This window comes from Paraburkholderia sp. J76 (genome assembly GCF_905220295.1).
In the GTDB taxonomy this organism is placed as follows: Bacteria; Pseudomonadota; Gammaproteobacteria; order Burkholderiales; family Burkholderiaceae; genus Paraburkholderia.
Genome location: NZ_CAJMZJ010000001.1, coordinates 624,667 through 642,222 on the forward strand (window position 1 = coordinate 624,667; position 17,556 = coordinate 642,222).

15 protein-coding genes are annotated in these 17,556 nt (G+C 63.0%); 8 read left to right on the top strand and 7 right to left on the bottom strand.

Going from position 1 to position 17,556, the window contains the following annotated elements:
- Positions 1–304 precede the first annotated feature (304 nt).
- Positions 305–499 carry a hypothetical protein gene (locus U5768_RS02830; protein ID WP_322028856.1) on the bottom strand — a complete coding sequence of 65 codons (195 nt, stop codon included), beginning with the start codon at positions 497–499 and terminating at the stop codon, positions 305–307.
- Between the two features lie 542 nt (positions 500–1,041).
- Between U5768_RS02830 and U5768_RS02835 the strand changes: the two genes are divergently transcribed.
- The 7 genes from U5768_RS02835 (at position 1,042) to U5768_RS02865 (ending at position 10,504) form a co-directional block, all read left to right on the top strand.
- On the top strand, positions 1,042–1,572 hold the full coding sequence (locus U5768_RS02835) for a 2Fe-2S iron-sulfur cluster-binding protein (protein WP_322028857.1): 531 nt from the start codon (positions 1,042–1,044) through the stop codon (positions 1,570–1,572).
- Positions 1,572–2,558, top strand: a complete 987-nt coding sequence (locus tag U5768_RS02840; RefSeq protein ID WP_322028858.1) for a xanthine dehydrogenase family protein subunit M — start codon at positions 1,572–1,574, stop codon at positions 2,556–2,558. Before U5768_RS02835 ends, U5768_RS02840 begins: the two co-directional genes overlap by 1 nt.
- Positions 2,456–4,879, top strand: a complete 2,424-nt coding sequence (locus U5768_RS02845; RefSeq protein WP_322028859.1) for a xanthine dehydrogenase family protein molybdopterin-binding subunit — start codon at positions 2,456–2,458, stop codon at positions 4,877–4,879. The genes U5768_RS02840 and U5768_RS02845 overlap by 103 nt, the downstream gene beginning before the upstream one ends.
- Before the next feature lie 458 nt (positions 4,880–5,337).
- Positions 5,338–6,675: an FAD-dependent oxidoreductase gene (locus U5768_RS02850; RefSeq protein WP_322028860.1), complete on the top strand. Its 1,338-nt coding sequence runs from the start codon at positions 5,338–5,340 to the stop codon at positions 6,673–6,675.
- Positions 6,676–6,712: 37 nt separating this feature from the next.
- Positions 6,713–7,450, top strand: coding sequence for an enoyl-CoA hydratase/isomerase family protein (locus U5768_RS02855; protein WP_322028861.1), 738 nt, complete (start codon positions 6,713–6,715; stop codon positions 7,448–7,450).
- Positions 7,450–9,051, top strand: a complete 1,602-nt coding sequence (locus U5768_RS02860; protein ID WP_322028862.1) for a CoA-transferase — start codon at positions 7,450–7,452, stop codon at positions 9,049–9,051. Before U5768_RS02855 ends, U5768_RS02860 begins: the two co-directional genes overlap by 1 nt.
- Positions 9,052–9,214: 163 nt before the next feature.
- Complete coding sequence (locus U5768_RS02865; RefSeq protein WP_322028863.1) at positions 9,215–10,504, top strand: MFS transporter; 1,290 nt, start codon at positions 9,215–9,217, stop codon at positions 10,502–10,504.
- Positions 10,505–10,525: 21 nt separating this feature from the next.
- On the opposite strand, the gene U5768_RS02870 is transcribed toward U5768_RS02865, so the two are convergent.
- Positions 10,526–11,221: a GntR family transcriptional regulator gene (locus U5768_RS02870; RefSeq protein WP_322028864.1), complete on the bottom strand. Its 696-nt coding sequence runs from the start codon at positions 11,219–11,221 to the stop codon at positions 10,526–10,528.
- Positions 11,222–12,153: 932 nt separating this feature from the next.
- Between U5768_RS02870 and U5768_RS02875 the strand changes: the two genes are divergently transcribed.
- The gene (locus tag U5768_RS02875) at positions 12,154–12,390 is read left to right on the top strand and encodes a hypothetical protein (protein WP_322028865.1); all 237 of its coding nucleotides are present in this window, start codon (positions 12,154–12,156) and stop codon (positions 12,388–12,390) included.
- A gap of 30 nt (positions 12,391–12,420) precedes the next feature.
- Here U5768_RS02875 and U5768_RS02880 read toward each other — a convergent pair whose 3' ends face one another.
- The 5 genes from U5768_RS02880 to U5768_RS02900 form a co-directional block, all read right to left on the bottom strand.
- Positions 12,421–13,725 carry an MFS transporter gene (locus tag U5768_RS02880; RefSeq protein WP_322028866.1) on the bottom strand — a complete coding sequence of 435 codons (1,305 nt, stop codon included), beginning with the start codon at positions 13,723–13,725 and terminating at the stop codon, positions 12,421–12,423.
- A 39-nt stretch (positions 13,726–13,764) separates the two neighbouring features.
- A complete protein-coding gene (locus U5768_RS02885) occupies positions 13,765–14,364 on the bottom strand; it encodes a peroxidase-related enzyme (RefSeq protein ID WP_322028867.1) in 600 nt (199 codons plus the stop codon).
- The gene (locus tag U5768_RS02890; protein WP_322028868.1) at positions 14,361–14,885 is read right to left on the bottom strand and encodes a CMD domain protein; all 525 of its coding nucleotides are present in this window, start codon (positions 14,883–14,885) and stop codon (positions 14,361–14,363) included. Before U5768_RS02890 ends, U5768_RS02885 begins: the two co-directional genes overlap by 4 nt.
- Before the next feature lie 71 nt (positions 14,886–14,956).
- Positions 14,957–16,426, bottom strand: coding sequence for an NAD(P)/FAD-dependent oxidoreductase (locus U5768_RS02895; protein ID WP_322028869.1), 1,470 nt, complete (start codon positions 16,424–16,426; stop codon positions 14,957–14,959).
- The gene (locus U5768_RS02900; RefSeq protein ID WP_322028870.1) at positions 16,426–17,403 is read right to left on the bottom strand and encodes a LysR family transcriptional regulator; all 978 of its coding nucleotides are present in this window, start codon (positions 17,401–17,403) and stop codon (positions 16,426–16,428) included. Before U5768_RS02900 ends, U5768_RS02895 begins: the two co-directional genes overlap by 1 nt.
- Between the last annotated feature and the right edge of the window lie 153 nt (positions 17,404–17,556).

Sequence of the window (17,556 nt, forward strand, 5' to 3'; positions counted from 1 at the left end):
AGACTGCCGGAGCACAAACGGATCACGTCGCAAGATGCCGCCAACACAAGATGGCTGCCGCTTCTAATCGACGACGAATGTCGGTTGTGTCGGGGGCTAATCGAATCGCCACCGATCAGTTAACGGTAGCGCCTCGCGCGCGTGGCGTAGGCGGCATATTCATGGCCGTAGTGCTGCGTGAGGAGGCGCTCCTTTCGCAGGATCTGGCGGTGAAAGAGGCCGATGGCGACAATCAGATGAACCGCGAAAAGCCAGAGTTGGGCAGGATTAAAAACTGACCCAATGTGGCACTTGCCATGGCGCCTCAAAACTGGTGATGCGTCGGGTTGTGCGACGCTTGCTTTTTCTTCTCGTCGCTGCTCGACGTGACGATGACCCTCGCCCCGCTCGCGCGCGCGAATTGCGGCGCGAAAAGCGATACACCGCCGGTGCCCTGAACGAGCACGGTTTCGCCTGCCTTTAGCGTTCCTTCGGCGACGAGGGCGTGCCAGGCGGTCATGGCGGCGCACGGCAACGTGGCGGCTTCGAGGTCGCTCAGGCTGCTGGGTGCCAGGACACCTGCCTGTTCATCGAAAGCACGTACTCGGCGAGCATGCCATCGAGCGGGCCTCCCCGCTGGTAACCCGTTTCGGCCATCCAGAAACCACCGCCTACCCGGCGCTGCCAGAATGTGCTGCAGAGGCGATCGCCTCGCCTGAAGCGCGTGACATCCTCGCCCGTCGCGGATCAGCTCGAATCGGCCTTCCCTGGCTCGCGGGACCGTGATGCCCCAATGCCAGCCTCCAGCCTGCTCAAACAGATGCAGTTCAGAGGTTCTGGGGCGTGGGGAAGGCCGGACAATCGACAGCGCGTATCGAGCTGTACTCGACGTGACGCAGCGGAGAGTCTCCTATACTCCATCACGACGTCCCGACAGAAGGACGGGCGCTCATGGCGCTGGTTTCGCCTGTCTCGCAAGGCGAGGGATTGCTTTTCCAGGTCGCAGAGGCGCAGTCTTCGAGACTTCAGCCTTAACCCGAGTCCGACTCGAAAGGAGCAAGCATGCATTTCGTTATCAATGGCAACGAGATCGAGCTGGAGTTTGATCCAAGGACATCGCTACTCGACCTGCTTCGTGAGCGGTTACATCTATTCGGTGCAAAAAAGGGCTGCAATCAGGGTGCATGCGGCGCCTGCACCGTCCTCGTCGACGGAACGCGCATCAACAGTTGCCTCGCGCTCGCGGTCCAATATCAGGATCGGGGAATCACCACGATCGAAGGATTGGGCACGCCGGCTGCGCTTCATCCGCTGCAAGCGGCCTTCGTCGAACACGACGGCTTTCAGTGCGGCTACTGTACGCCAGGTCAGATCTGTTCTGCCGTCGGCATGTTCCAGGAATTGAAGTGCGGCGTGCCGAGCTATGTCAGCGAGGACGTGGCCGCCGAAGGATTTGCGCTGTCCGATATGGAGCTGCGCGAGCGCATGAGCGGCAATCTCTGCCGCTGCGGCGCCTACAACGGCATCGTCGACGCGATCCAGGAAACGTTCGGTGCGCTCGAAAGCGAGCCCCTCAAGCGCGAGGTGGCCTGATGAATCCCTTCACCTACGAACGCGCTGCCGACGCGAAAGCCGCACTGACACTCGGCGCCCGTGCAGGCGCCAAATATCTCGGCGGCGGCACCAACCTCGTCGATCTGATGCGCGAGAGCATCGAGCATCCGGTCGTGCTCGTGGATGTCACGAATCTTTCGTGCGCGATAGAAGATACCGGCGACGGCGGCCTACGGATCGGCGCAGGCGTGAAAAACACCACCGTCGCGGCCGACCCGCGCATGCGGGCACGCTACCCGATGTTGTCCGAGGCCGTTCTTGCCGGCGCATCGGCCCAGATCCGCAACATGGCGACAGTGGGCGGCAACCTGCTGCAACGTACCCGCTGCGGCTACTTTTACGACGACGCAGCGCGCTGCAACAAGCGCTCGCCCGGAGCGGGCTGCGACGCGATCGGCGGCTTCAACCGCATGCACGCGATCCTGGGCGCGTCCGATGCCTGCGTCGCCACGCATCCGTCAGACATGGCCGTCGCGTTAGCCGCTCTCGATGCAATGGTGTCGATGGAGGGCCGCAACGGCGCACGCGAAATTCCGCTCGTCGATTTCCACGTCCTGCCCGGCGACACGCCGCAAACCGAAACGGTCCTGGAAGCGGGCGAATTGATCACCGCCGTGACGCTGCCGCCCTCGATTGCGGGCCGTTCGTGCTATCGAAAGGTGCGGGACCGTGCGTCCTATGCATTCGCGCTAATCGCCGCGGCGGTGATCCTGGAAGTGCAGGATGGCGTCGTGAAGGACGTGCGACTCGCGCTGGGCGGCGTCGCTCACAAGCCGTGGCGCGCCAGGACCGCCGAAGCGGCGCTGAAGGGCGCTCCGGCGACCGAGGCGGCGTTTCTCGCTGCCGCGCAGGCGGAATTCGCTTGCGCCCGCGGATTACGCGACAACGCGTTCAAGATCGAACTGGCTCAGCGCGTCATCGCCGACACGCTGGTGAAGCTAACCGCACTGCAGGAGGTCCGCTGATGTCCATCATCAAGGACACGATCCAGGCCGTCGTGAAAAAGGCCATTGCGCTCGCGCCTGACAGTTTCGTCCCCGGCGGCAAGCCGGATCCGCTGATTCACCACAAGCATGGACTGATCGGTGCGCCGGTGAGCCGCATCGACGGGCCGTTGAAAGTTTCCGGGCAGGCGACCTTTGCCGCGGAGTTCCCGTTCGAGGGGATGTCCTACGCCGCGCTCAAGTATTCGTCAATCGCGCGCGGACGCATCGTCGAAATCGATGTCTCCGCCGCTGAGGCCGCGGCTGGCGTCGCACTGGTGATGACATACAGGAACGCGCCTCGCCTCAAGCCTCTGCCCGCGTTCATGACGCAGCCGAAAGCAGTGGGCGGCGATGACATACCCATCATGCAGGACGATCAGATTCACTGGAATGGCCAACCGGTTGCGCTGGTGCTGGCCGACACGCAGGAGCAGGCGGACTACGCGCTGAGCTTGATCGAGGTGAACTACGAAGCCGGAGCCGACGGAATAACGTCATTGGACGCTGCGAAGGCCAAAGGCTCGGAGCCCGGTGTATTCATGGGCGAGCCCCTGAAGCTGGAGATCGGCGATGCCGAGGCCACGCTGGCCGCGGCGCCCTACAAGATCGACGTGCGTTATACGACTCCTCGCCAGAACCATAATCCGATCGAACTGCATGCAGTGACCCTCGCGTGGAAGGGCAAGACGCTGCGCATGCACGACAGCGTGCAGGCCGTAGCTCACGAAGCGTGGTCGATCGCGCAGGTATTCGGCATCGACGAGAAGGATGTGCATGTCACGTCGCCTTATGTCGGCGGCGGCTTCGGATCGAAGACGGTCTGGCAGCATCAGGTGCTTGCTGCGGCCGCGGCGAAGCTCGCGCAGCGCCCGGTGCGTATGACGTTGTCGCGGGAAGGTGTGTTTCGCGTCGTTGGTGGCCGTACGCTCACTGAACAGCGCGTGGCGCTGGGCGCACAGGCCGATGGAACGCTGGACGCGCTCATCCATACCGGCACGGTCGCCATGACGCCGCACAACAACATGCCCGAGCCCTTCATCCTGCCCGCGAAGAGTTCTTATGCGTCGCGCAGCTTTCTGCTCGATGTCGAGACCGTCAAGCTGAACATGACCGCCAACACGTTCATGCGCGCGCCCGGTGAGGCGGTCGGCACGTTCGGGCTGGAATCGGCCATCGATGAGCTAGCGCACGTAATGGGCATGGATCCCATCGAATTGCGAATCAGGAATGAGCCGCAAAAGGATCCGACGACGGGGCTGCCGTTCTCGCAGCGCGGCATCGTCGATGCGTGGAGGGCAGGCCGCGAGCGCTTCGGCTGGGCCGCGCGCGGCGAGCCGGGCATGCGGCGCGATGGCGATTGGCTCGTCGGCATTGGCTGCGCGAAGGGCACTTATCCATACTATCGGATGCCGGGCGGCGCGGCGCGCATCGTCCTGACCGACAAGGGGCGCGCGACGATCAGCATCGCCGCGCACGAAATGGGCATGGGCACCTCGACCGCGCAGACGCAGATCGCCGCCGAGCGGCTAGGGCTGTCAATGGACGACGTTGACTTCAAGTATGCGGACTCCACGTTGCCGGGCGAAGTGCTGGCGGGCGGTTCGCAGCAAACCGCTGCGATCGGCGCGGCGGTCAGCGCGGCCCATCACAAGCTCGTCAAGGAACTGCTCGGCCTCGCCGGCAACCGCTCGCCGCTTTCCGGCCTGCTGCCAGACGATGTAGGTGGACGCGACGGCGGCCTCTGCGCGCTGGACGATGAAAGCCGCTTCGAGAGCTACGCCGCGATACTCACCCGCGCGCGGCGTGAGGAACTGTCGGTCGAGGCGCAGGCACCGATGCCCTTCGAGCTGCAACACTGGTCCATGCACAGCCACAGCGCGCTGTTCTGCGAAGTGCGCGTGAACGTCATCACAGGGGAGGTCCGCGTGAGCCGATTCCTCGGCTCGTTCGACTGCGGCCGGATCATCAACGCCAAGATGGCGGCCAGTCAGTTCCGTGGCGGCATCATCATGGGGCTCGGGCTCGCGCTGATGGAGGAAACCCAGTTCGACGAACGAAGCGGGCGTGTCATGAATCCGTCGCTTGCCGACTATCACGTGCCAGTTCACCTCGACGTTCCGAAGATCGACATTATCTGGAACGACGAGGCCGATCCTCACACGCCGATGGGCGCGCGCGGCGTCGGTGAAATCGGCATCACCGGCGTGGGCGCGGCAGTAGCGAACGCGGTTTTCAATGCCACTGGCAAACGCATTTATGACCTTCCCATCACGTTGGAGAAGATCATCGAGTCTGCTTGACGCTGCGCATCCCTCGAATCGCCTGAGCAACTCTGCCGACACGACATCCGTGTCCTGGTCCGACTTGCCCTGCGCTCGTGCTTGCGTCGCGCCTCTGATGTATCTCCAGGTTCTGCGGAATTTTGGCCGTGCCACGGGCACTCGCGCAATAAATCCCGTCGTGTACTGACCCCGGTCGCCACGGTGCGCGAGCACGCCATAGCTTGATTGCATATATCCCTGCGCCAATTGGGAAATCTCGCATAAATCTGACCGCAAATAACAGCGCTGACCTTCGCCCAGGGAAAACGCTAGCCGCGCTGGTCATTTCACTGCAAAACCCTCTCCCACCTGCCGTTGACGGCGTTTCCCCGAGCGCACCCACTCGCGAGTAAATTCTCGCGTCATTGACAGACCCGGTTCCACCCGATACAAATGTCGTCATCTGATATGTCAGCTGACGACAAAAGGAGCTGGAGATGGGAAATACAGGAGTCGACGTCCGCTCTGTTGACGGACTTCAGTGCGACGTGCTCGTGACAGGTGGGGGCGCCGCAGGTGTCGCGACGGCCGTCACGGCGAGCCGGCAGGGCCTCAATGTGATCCTGCTGGAACGCTATGGCTTTTGCGGCGGCGGTGCAGTTGCCGGACTTTCAGGGACGGTGTGCGGCATGTACCTTGCGACCGACCGCGCCGGGGCGAAACCGGAGTCAATCGTCACCGGCTTTGCGAAGGAGTTCTGTGACGCGCTGGAGCAGCGTGGAGGTCTGGCCGCACCAGTGCGCTACGGAAAAACCTGGACGCGCGTTCACGATCCGCTGGTCTGGCGCGATACGGCCGATAGCCTACTGGAAGAGTCTGGCGTCAAGGTTATTTATCACGCGGTGGCGACTGGCGTGCTGCTCGATGGCAACGAGCGCCTCGAGGGCGTGACCGCATGGACCAAGCAGGGGCCGCTGACGATCCGGGCTCGCGTCACCGTCGACGCCAGCGGAGACGCCGACCTCGTCGCGATGGCCGGCCTTGACAGCTTCATCGGTGACGGCTCGCGCGTGCAGAACCCGACGATGATTTTCAGGTTGCAGGGCGTGGATGTCGCACGCTTTATCGACGCTTACGGCGATGACACGATCATGGGCGAAGCGATTTCGGCGCTGCTGCGCGAGCGTCAACTTGCCGGAGACAACCTGCCGCGTTCAAAAGTCTGGCTCTTTCCGACAACGCGTCCCGGCGAGCTGCTGTGTAACTGTACGCGTATCACGGGCTCCGACGGTCGCGAACTCAACCCGCTTTTCTACGACGACTTCACGGAAGGCGAGCTGAACGGCAGAAAGCAGGTTCATGCGTACGCCCAGTTCCTTAAGGACTACGTATCAGGATGCCAGAACGCTTACGTCAACGATACCGCGGTTCAGGTTGGCGTACGCCAGACGCGTCAGGTCGAAGGTGTATCGAAGCTGATGAACAGCGACGTGGTCGGCGCGAGAAAGTTCTCCGACGGTATTGCGCGCTCGCCGTGGCCGATCGAACTGCATGCAGGAGCGAAGCCGAAGGTGGAGTGGGTGCTCGACGACTACTACGAGGTGCCCTACGGCTGTTTTGTGCCGTCGCGCGGTGAGGGGCTACTCGTGGCGGGACGGTGCCTGTCCGCAGAACACGAGGCAGTGGCATCAGCCCGTGTCACGGCGCAGTGCTTTTCATACGGCCATGCGATCGGCCACGCCGCTACCCTGGCCGTGCGCCAGGGCATCGAGCCCCGGAAGGTCGATCCGCAGGCGATACGCAATGCTCTTGGGCGCGAAGGCGCCCAACTGTAACAGAGATTTAGCTACCAAGGTCTTCAAGGAGGGGTAAGTGATTAGCGTGAACATGGGTGATGTCCGTCATTTGACGTTGAACCGGCCGGAGCGGCGCAACGCGCTTGATGGCAAGTCGATCGAGGAGCTTGAACAGGCTTTGCAACAGGCCGACCGAGATCCGGAAGTGCGTGCAATCGTCCTTTCGGGTGCCGCACCGGCTTTCTGTTCAGGCAGTGACCTGAAGGAGCTTGCGACGATGTCGATTCAGGAGATGTGCGATTCCGAGTCGGACACGGCGCGCGTCGCGCGCGCCATCGCGAGCCTGTCGAAGCCGGTGATCGCCGCAGTGGAAGGGTTCGCGCTCGGCGGCGGCTTCGTTCTGGCGATTTCGTGCGATGTCGTTGTGAGCGCGTCGAACGTGCGCTGGCATCTGCCCGAAGTGCCGAACGGCTGGTTGCCGCCATGGGGGCTTCAGGCACTCCTGGCGCGCGTGGGTCCGGTGCGCGCACGCCTGATCACCTGGGCCGCCGATCCAATGGATGGCGTCGAAGCGCACCGTCTCGGCATTGCGGACTATCTGAGCGAACCGGGTGCCTCTGATCAGCAGGCACTCGCGCTCGCGAAACGGCTCGCGGCGCTGCCGCCCGCAGCAATGGCGTCGACGAAACGCTTCTTCGAACCTTTCGTTTCGCTCGACGGCGAGCGGCTCGACAATCTCGCTTCCCGGCATTTCGCAAACAACTGCGAAGGCGGCGCGGCCAAGGCAATCTTTTCGAAATTCAAGGTGAAGTGATGACGAAAATCATGTCGGCGGCAGAGGCCGTCGCTTCGATTCAGGATGGGCAGAGCGTCGCATCGGTCGGCGTTATCGGCTGGGCGGTGCCCGATGCCACACTCGCTGCAATCGGCAAACGGTTCCGTGACACAGGCGCGCCGCGCAATCTCACGTTTTACTTCCCATGCGGCACTGGTGATGCGGTCGATATCCGCGGGATGGATCACGTCGCGAAGGAAGGGTTGATGAAGCGGATCGTCTCCGGCTCCTACATCAACCCGGTCAATCCCCACACCGGGGAGCGTCCCGCATTGATGCGGCTGATCCAGGAGAACCGCATCGAGGCGTATTCGTGGCCGATCGGCGCATCGATGCACTGGTTGCGCGAGGTCGCGCGCAAGAGTCCTGGCTATATAACGCGCGTGGGCATCGGGACATATGCGGACCCGCAGCACGGCGGCGGCAAGTTCACAAGCCGCTGCGAGGATGATCTCATCCAGAAAATCCGCCTGAACAATGAAGACCTGCTGTTCTATCCCGGCTGGCCAATCGATGTCGCGATCATCCGCGCCAGCAGCGCCGACGAGTTCGGCAACCTCTCGTTCGAGGACGAGCCGCTGGTTTCCGCAAGTCTCGCGCTCGCACTGGCGGCAAAGGCAAGCGGCGGCCGTGTGATTGCGCAGGTTCGCCGCATCGTGCCGGACGGTTCGCGCGCGGCAACGTCGGTGCGACTGCCGGGCATGTTCGTCGACTCGCTCGTGGTTGATCCGCACATGATGATGACCACCGATACGCCGTACGACGAGGCTTACCTGCGGCCCGCTGGCGTCGACGCGCGTTTGCCAGCGATCGCGTTTGGCCCCGACAAGGTGATCGCGCGTCGTGCGGCACTCGAGGTTCGCAAGCATGAGCTGTCGATCTTCGGCTTCGGTGCGGCAGCTGACGTGCCGCTCATCATGGCCGAGCAAGGTCTTATTGATCTGGAGAGGAACGCGAACGACTACTGGTTCACGACGGAACATGGCTCCTATGGCGGCGTCGTCATGAACGGCTGGCAGTTTTCCGCAAACCTGCGGCCTCAGGCGGTGCTTGACGGCGTCACGCAGTTCGACGTGATCGACGGGGGGTTGTGCCGGTTCGCGGCACTCGCGTTCGCCGAATACGATTCGCACGGAACGGTCAACGTCAGCAAATTTGGCAAGGTGAATCCAGGAGCAGGCGGTTTCATCGACATCGCGATGAATGCGCAGCGGCTCGTGTTTACGGGCTCGTTCACGACCGGCGGGCTCGATATCGCCTACGAAGGAGGCCGCATGCGGGTCGTGAAGGAAGGCAAGGTCAGCAAATTCGTCGATACCGTGCAGAGCCGAACGTATCCGGTCGCGAATGGCGTAGCGGCTGGGCAGAGTGCACTGATCGTCACCGAGCGCGCGGTGTTCGAGCAGACCGCGAGCGGCCTCGTGCTGACTGAAATTGCTCCAGGCGCGGACGTGCGCCGGGATGTCCTCGATCTGATGGCGTTCAAGCCCTCTCATATTCTGGACCCGTTGCCGCGTATGGATGCGTCGCTGTTCATCGACAGCGTCGGTCAACAGGCCGAAGCTGCAGTCGAAAGCTAGTACGCCCCTTGCAACGGCGCGGCCACGTTGGCTACGAAAGCGATGCCTTCGACGAGTCGCCGCGCCAGTGCCGATAACACGGCTGTATAGCGCCGCGCGTTTGCGCGGCGTCGATAACCGCCTAACCATCCAGATCACCGATGCGGATCAGGAGGAGACCACCATGAAGTACCGCTGGTTTATTGTTCTCATGCTATTTCTCGCGTGCGCAATCAGCTATCTCGACCGGGCCGCACTCTCGGTCGCTGCGCCGCTCATCGCCAAAGATCTTCACCTCGATTCCGCCCAGCTCGGCGTTGTTTTCAGCGCGTTCTTTGTTGGCTATGCATTGTTCTGCTTTGTTGGCGGCTATGCGGCTGACCGCTTTGGCGCGAAGCGGGTGCTGATCATCGCGATCGGCCTTTGGTCGATTTTCTGTGGGCTGACCGCGACGGCATCAACGCTGATGAGCCTGCTCGTGATCCGCGTTATATTCGGCGCAGGGGAAGGACCGCTGGCGACGTGCACGAACAAGATCATCAGCAACTGGTTCGAGCGAAAGGAGCAGACCACAGCCGTTGGCTTCGCGAACTCGGGCCTGCAACTAGGCGCTGCACTGGCTGGGCCGATCGTCGGGCTGATGGCGCTACATTTTGGCTGGCGCATTCCGTTTATTGCGATCGGTATTGCAGGGCTGCTGTGGGTGCTGATGTGGTCGATCTTTTCGACGGACAGGCCGGAACACAATCGCTGGGTGCGCAGCGCAGTCTCGCCGTTGAAGCAGGCAAACACCGAGCATACGGAATCTTTGCCGACGATGTCGCTCGCTCACTATTTGAAGAGCCCGACGATCTGGGCCACTTCGCTTGCCTACTTCGGCTACGCGTACATCCTGTATTTCTTCCTTTCGTGGTTCCCGAGCTACCTGATGATGGAGCGGCACCTGAGCCTGTCGTCGATGAGCATCGTCAACGTTATTCCCTGGCTTCTGGGCTTCGCCGGGATCGCACTCGGCGGGTTCACCTCCGATCTGATTTTTCGCTGGACCGGCAATGCACTGAAGTCGCGCAAGATCGTGATCGTCGGCGGTCTGCTCGTTGCCGCGGTGTGCGTTGCATTCGCTGGGACGGCTGACAGCGTCGGCGCCGCGGTTGCACTGATGGGCACGACAGTGTTCTTCATGAACCTCACCCTCAGCGTGTTCTGGGCGATCATTCTCGACACCGTCGAACCTGCTCGGATGGGGGGCGTCGGCGGCTTCATGCATCTGCTCGCGAACACTGCGGGGATTCTCGCACCGATCATCACAGGCTTCCTTGTTCAATGGACGCATGTTTTCAAGAGCGCATTTCTGCTGAGCGGGGGTGTGGCGCTGGCAGGGGCAGCCGCGGTGGCGGTGTTTGTGAGAGCCCCGCGCGAAGATGTCGAAACCGCAGGTCGCACGGTAGGCATTCGGGAGGGGCAGGTCGAGTGATGCCGTGATCCTGGCCGTGCGTTAGAAGGTGTCGAGCGCGGAGCGGGTGAAGCGCTCGATGAACTGCATCAGTCCGTGAGCTGCTGTTGCAGCCAGGTCACCGTCGCCCTCGGCAATGGCCGTCAGGACTGCGGCATGCAACTGCGCACCTTCGACATACGCGCGGTTCTGCACGATATGGTGATACCAGAAGCGCCGGGACTGCGCGTGGATGGGCAGCATGCTCGTGATGAGCATGCTGTTGTGAGTGGCTTGAACCTCAGCGTCGTGTATCTCACCGCCGGTCCTGATCCAGGCTTGCGTGTCTCCGCGTTTGGCTGCCGTGATTATGCGCTTCGCCAGAGTGAGCAGATGCGCTCGCTCTTCGGGGGTCGCGCGGAGTGCAGCCACCCGCACAACCAGGTCCTCAAGTGCGCGCCTCACCTCCAGCAGTTCCAGTTGCTGACGGATGTCGACGCCGGCGACCAGCGTGCCGCGACGCGGCAGCATTTCAACAAATCCGATTTGCCTCAGGCGCTGCAGCGCTTCGCGCACTGGAGTGCGTCCCATATCCATCTCGGTGGCAAGCTGGCTCTCGGAGATCATCGAACCGGGCGGCAGCTTGCGCGTAATGATCATTTCTTCGATCTGCGCAAACGCGACTTCGGCCAGCAGTTGATCGGGTGGACTCGATGGTTCCTGTTGGGACGCGCTTTTGGTGGGGCCTTTTTTCTTCATGGGAGAATGCAGACAATGAGCGCATGGATTATGCCCCGATATGCGAGGAAAATGGCGTACTTTCGCGGTTATGCCGCTTGATGGCCTGCATTTCGTGCAAACCGTGGCGAGGGCAGGCCGCTAAAGCCTATCGATAACGGGACGGCAGTCGGCCGAGATTGAATTTTTCGCCGACAAACAAGCTCATCAGTGAAGATGGATCGTTGCGGTACATCGGAACGGGTTTTAGCACGATTCTCCTCCTTTTCTCCGCCGGCGAACCGCGCCGTTCCATCTGATGCCGCGGATGGCAGCGCCGCGCCAAGCTGATGCCCTCTGCTGAGGGCCGGCGCACAGAAGGGGTGAGAAAACCGCACGGAATCGGTCGGAACGTTCAGCGGGACATTGTTCGATATCCTCAATAAATCGCGAGGCCGCCAAAATCTCCAGATCCGGGCTGTTGCGGGCCGCCCTGTCGGACTCAGGTGAGGGCACCCACGGCGTCGCGCGAGCTTTCGGGGGCTCTGGTGCAAATGGGATCAGCGAATCGGTTAAAGCCCGGTTTCAAGCGATTCACGAGCGTCGCCACCACGATTTCAGGCATAGAGTTGACGCATCGAATTCGCAAGGGTTAGTTCGAACTCGCCATGCTCGGCCTCAAGGACACCGCTGCGCCGGTCGTGTGGAATGCTCTCCTGTCCAATCGATAAGGTATCCTACCTATAAAAAAATTCTCAACCGGCGTGCCGATTTGCACTAGATCTGTAAGGTGTACCTCGGATATCGATCTTGCTTGCCCTCGATTCTTACCGCGACAAAGCCGGATTTCCTTTGGCCCGGCGCTTGCGTCTTTCAGCGGGCATGGCCGTTGCTTGAGTCGAGTGCAGGGAGCCAAACGGCGTTCCTTAAAATGTATACGGAGCAGTGCTCCATCCAATTAGAAGGGTTTTGCCATGAAAAAGCTCATTTTTTCTCTCGCCATCGCAGCGTCAGTTCCCGTCATGTTGCCCGCATCTGCAGCGGCTGCGGGCTGCATGGAAGGCGCGGCTGCGGGCGGGGTAGCGGGCCACGTTGCGGGCAAGCACGGCACCGCCGGCGCGGCCGCTGGGTGTGCGGTCGGCCACCATGAGTCGGCCAAAAAGAAGAAGGCCGCGAGTGAAGCCGCAGCCAGCAAACCTGCGAGCCAGTAAGAGGCAAGACGCTAGTCGCCGCCCGTTGCGTCATCCGGCGGGTTGTACGGCGTTTGCGCTGTGCTGCCTGAAATGGCTGGGCTTGAGCGCCACGACGGCCACGAGCGCGATGGCGACGCCGATCATCACGTAGAGCACCGGCGCAAGCGGCGAGCCGGTGAGCGCGATGAGCCAGGTTACAAAAGTCTGGGCAAAGCCGCCAAAGATCAGAACGACGACGTTATTGACCACGGCGAGCGACGTGGCCCGCGAGCGCTTGGGGAACATCTCGGCAAGCGTGGTGCAATACACGCCGAGAAAGGTCGCGCTCAGCACGCCGATCACGATCTGCGTAAGGAGCAGCCGCGGTACGGACGGCGCCGCAACGACCCACGCGTACAGCGGATAGATCGCCACGAGGTAGGCGCTCAGCGAGCCCACGAGCAGCGTCTTGCGGTCGTAGCGGTCCGATAGCGCCCCCGCGATCGGCGTGACGATCAGCATGACGATGGCCGCGATCATTTGCACCATGAAGCTTTGCGAAACGGGCAGCTTGAGCACCTGCTTTGCGTAAGTGACCGTGTAGCCGAACGTGACGTAGAACGACACGGTGCTCGCCACCACCATCCCCATGCCGATCAGGTAGTCAGAAAGCCCACGCTTGACCGTGGCCGTTTCCGTAGTGAGCGTTTGCGGGTTGGCGTGAATGCGCGCGTAGGTTTCGCTTGCGTGGCGGCGCAGGTAGACGGTCAGCGGCGCAATGAGCAGGCCCACTGCAAACGGAATGCGCCATGCGCCCGCAAGCTGTTGCTCGGGCGTGAACGCCTGCGTGACCACCAGACCGAGCGCGGCGCCCAGCATCGTCGACATCAGTTGCCCGCTCATCTGCCACGAGCCGTAAAAGCCGGTGCGATTGGGCGGCGCCAGTTCGATCAGGAACGCCGTGGAGGTGCCGAATTCGCCACCGATCGAAAACCCTTGGAGCAGCCGGGCTACGAGCATCAGGAGCGGCGCGGCGAGACCGGCCGTGGCATAGGTCGGCGCGCAGGTCATCATCGCGGCGGCCAGCGCCATGATGCCCATGCCGAGCGTCATCGCTGCCTTGCGGCCGTACATGTCGCCGTAAAGGCCGAGCAGCACGCCGCCCACGGGCCGCATGAAGAACCCGGCACCGAAGAGGGCCGTGGTCAGCAGGATGGCGTTCAGCTCCGCGCCCGCAGCGCCATGTGTGGCGGGAAAGAACAGCTTGCTGATGATCGGCGTCATCGCGGCGAAAATGGTGAAATCGAACCATTCCATCGCATTGGCCAGCACAGCGGCCACAATGACAGGCTTGACGCCAGGTTGAGTGTCCATCGGCTATCCCCGTGTATTGATTGAAGGACGGTGGCTCGGTCAGGCTGCGGGTGCGGGCTCGGGAAACACAGGTTCGCCGAGATTGAGCATCAGCCGGTTCGCCCACGCGAAAATGGCAATCGAATGAATCAGGTCGAGAATTTCGGCATCCGTAAGACCGACCTCGCGCAAAGCCTGCAACTGGTCTGCCTTGATGTCGTCCGGATGCTCGGTCAGCGCAGCCGAAAAGTGCGCGATCGCCTGTTCGCGCGGTGTCGTGCCGGCGCTGTGAGGGTCGGCGAACACCTGGCGGATGACATCGTTGCGCTTGGCAAGTTGCTCGAACCGCTGGGCGTGCACTGAAGCGCAATACACACAGCCGTTGAGCCGCGAAACCACGGTGGTCGACAGTTCCCGCTCCGCGCGCGGCAAGCCGCCGGGCGCGTACATGATCGCGTTGAACGCGGCGGAGCGCTGGCGCAGAATTTCCGGCTGATGGACGAGAAACCGGTAGTAGTCCGACACTTTGGCCTTCGGGTGGCTCTCTTCCAGAACGGCAATCTGCACGGCGCTGGCGTGGTCCAGGTCGACCACGTCGAGCCACGCGTCCCATTCCAGCGATTCGTTCGTGAAGCCGTGTGAACGGATGATGTCGCTCATGATGCGCGCTCCCGTTGCTCCAGCTGTTTGAAGGCTTGCAGACCCGCGACGAGGCGCGTCTGGTACGACAGAAAGGCGATCAACTGGGCGAGCGCCACGACGGCGGGCGTCGAGAGTCCGGCCGCAGGCAGCGTTTGCAGCACGGCCTTGTCGCCGGCTACCGGGTTTTCGATCAGCGTGCGCGTGAATGCGAGGATCGCGCGCAGGCGCGGTGCCGCGAGCGTCTCGGGCGTACCCGTTTCCACGGCGGCCAGCGTGGCCGCATCGACACCGAGGGCGGACAGTTCGGCGCGGTAGTGGGCCGCGAGCGCAGGCGAGGGCGTGAGGCGGCTCGCGTAGAGCGCGACGAGCAGGCGCTCGACCAGGGGGAGGCCCTCAAGGTCAGGGTCGAACAGCCCGTCGTAGCTGCCCTGGGTCGATTGCACCACCTTGGCGCGCTGGTGCCGCAATGCGTGAGTGACCGTGTTGGGCGCGAGGCCGGCAACGCGGTCAATGATGTCGTCGTTCGTGTCGTATGTCATCGTCAAGTCCTGAAAACCGCAAATGGCTCGGGCCTCACGCTGTTGGCCTGGCCTGTGTTCGCATCACACGGTCATTTCGCTTCGCGCTCGGCCAGCGCCGGGGGAGGGGGCGCGGGCGTCCATTCGTCGCCTTCGACTTCCGGCTCGGAGAAGGCCGCCATGGTGGCGTAATGCATTTCGACATCCTCGCGATAGAGCGTCGCGGCGAGCCCCTGTGCCAGCCGCTTCGCGCCTTCGCTGACGGCCGGAATGTCACCCGACAACGCGCCGTGCGAGAGCGTGGCGGCCGCACAAAAGCAGTGGAGGCGTTCGAGGCCGGGACACGCACCGGGCGTCTTTTCCTGGAACTCGAACACCGGCCCGAGATCCGGCGAATCGGCAAGCTCAATGTCGTCGTCGCCTGCGGGCGGCGCGTAGCGATCCTTCCACGCGCGAACGTGGTGTGCGAACGACGCAAATTCGGGGCGGCTCGCCAGATCGATACGGAAACCCGTCGCGAACACGAGGAAATCTAGTACGAAGACACCCTTCGGCGTGCTTACGTAAAGTTCGTCGTCCACGGGCTCGATGGCGGTGATGGGCGCACCGAGGTTGAATCGCGCATTCGCGTGCCGGGAAACGCGCAGCGTACTGCCGCGCGGCGGCGGCACCTGCTGCACATTGATGTAGTGGCGTATCTGCCATTTCCAGTCATCGGACAGCGCGACATGGCCGTGCGTGAGGCCTGGGTTGCCCGCGCCTTTGCCCTTGTTGATGCGAGGGATATCCGTGCGGCGGATCAGCAGATCGACCGAAGCCGCGCCCGCTTCGAGCGCGGTCGCCGCACTGTCCATAGCGGAGGCACCCGCGCCGATCACGCCCACGCGCTTGCCGCGCAGCGCATCGTAATCCATCACATCGGAAGAGTGGGCATAGAAGCGGCGCGGCACATCGCGTACGAACGAAGGTACGGAAGGGCCGCCCAGACCGTCGCGGCCCGTGGCGAGGACGACGTGGCGCGCATGAACCGTTTCGCCGCCCGTGGGGCTCGTGACCGAAAGCGCGACGCAGCCGTCCGCGCGAGGCGTGATGGCGGTGATCCGGTGTTCGTTGCGCACGTCGATCGCGAGCACATCGCGATACCAGCGCAGATAGTCCATCCATTGCAGGCGTGGGATCTTGTCGAGCGCGTCCCACGCCTGTGCGCCGAACTGCGCTTCGTACCACGCGCGAAACGTGAGCGAAGGCAGGCCGAGCGCGGGGCCGGTGAGCTGTTTCGGTGAACGTAGCGTCTCCATGCGGGCCGTGGTCGCCCACGGACCTTCGAAGCCACGCGGTGACTGGTCGTAGATGACGGCGTCGATGCCCAGATGGCCGAGCGCGGCGCATAGCGCGAGCCCGGCCATTCCACCGCCCACGATTGCCACGTTGAGCACGGGGGGGCCATCAGGCGTGCGTTCGGGTATCCAGCGCTTCGCGGGCAGTTCAAGCCACGCGAGATCCTCGCGCAGACGGGCTTCGAGCGCGGCGAGACCTGCGGACGATGGGGAGATCGCGTTCATTACGGCAAAGATTCCTTGACGGCGGGCAGGTCGCCATACAGCGACTGCAGGACTTGGGCGTGTTCGGTACTCGCGCGCAGCGCGAAATCGGGGAGTACGGCGCGGGCGGCTTCGGCAAGGGCGTCGATGAGCGTCGCGGCTGTGGGGGGCAGCGCGATGGCATCGCGCGAGATCACGCCGAAGAAATACGGAATGTCGGCGTCGATCGGTCGGATCGCGACGCCGGTGAGCGGCATGCCATAGGCCGTGACCGGTTCGAGCACCGAGATGCCGAGACCGGCGCGAACGGCGGTCAGCGCGTTCATCGACGAATTCGTTTCGATCAGTCCGGCTGGCGCGACGTTCGCTTGCGCGAACGCATGGTCGAGCCGGCGGCGCAGGCGATAGGGGTTCTGCATGGTGACGACTCGCCGGCCCTCGCAGGCCGAGACCGGCAGCCGGTTATGGCTCGCGAGCGGATCGTCGTCGCGCAGCGCCGCCACACATGCGGATTGCCCGATCCAGTGCACGACTACGCCGCGGTGTTCGAGCGGCAGGCTTGCCACGCCGATGTCGGCCGCGCCACTGAGCACCTCGTGCACGACTTGCTCGGGGGGGAGGCTGCGCAACTGGATCGTCTGCGCCGCGTCAGCAATACCTGGCTGCGCGAGCGCGACGGGCACGAGGCCGGCCGCTAGTGCGGAAGTCGCGGCGATGCGCAGCGGCCGGTTTTCGCCGCGGCCGATCTCGCCGGCGCGCTTCTGGATTCGATGCAGGCCCGTGAGCACGTGCTCGACTTCCTCATAGAGCAGGATGCCTTGCTCGGTCGGCGTGACGCGCGGGCCGTTGCGCGTGAACAGCGCATAACCGATCCCGGCTTCGAGCTCCTGGATCAGCCGCGTGATCGCGGGCTGCGAGCGCCCGAGCAGACGGCCGGCGGCCGTGATGCTGCCCGTCGTGATCACTGCGGCGAAGGCTTCGAGCTGGCGTAGTTCCATCGGGTCGACTGTCGGGGCGCTGAAGAATCCGGAATTCGCATTTTCACGCGCCAATAATGTGTTTTTCAAATAATTAACATTTATATCGTTATGCCAGGCGAGGGATAGGAGGGTTTGCCCTGGCGAGCGCATGCAGGGCCAGCGAGAGGAACG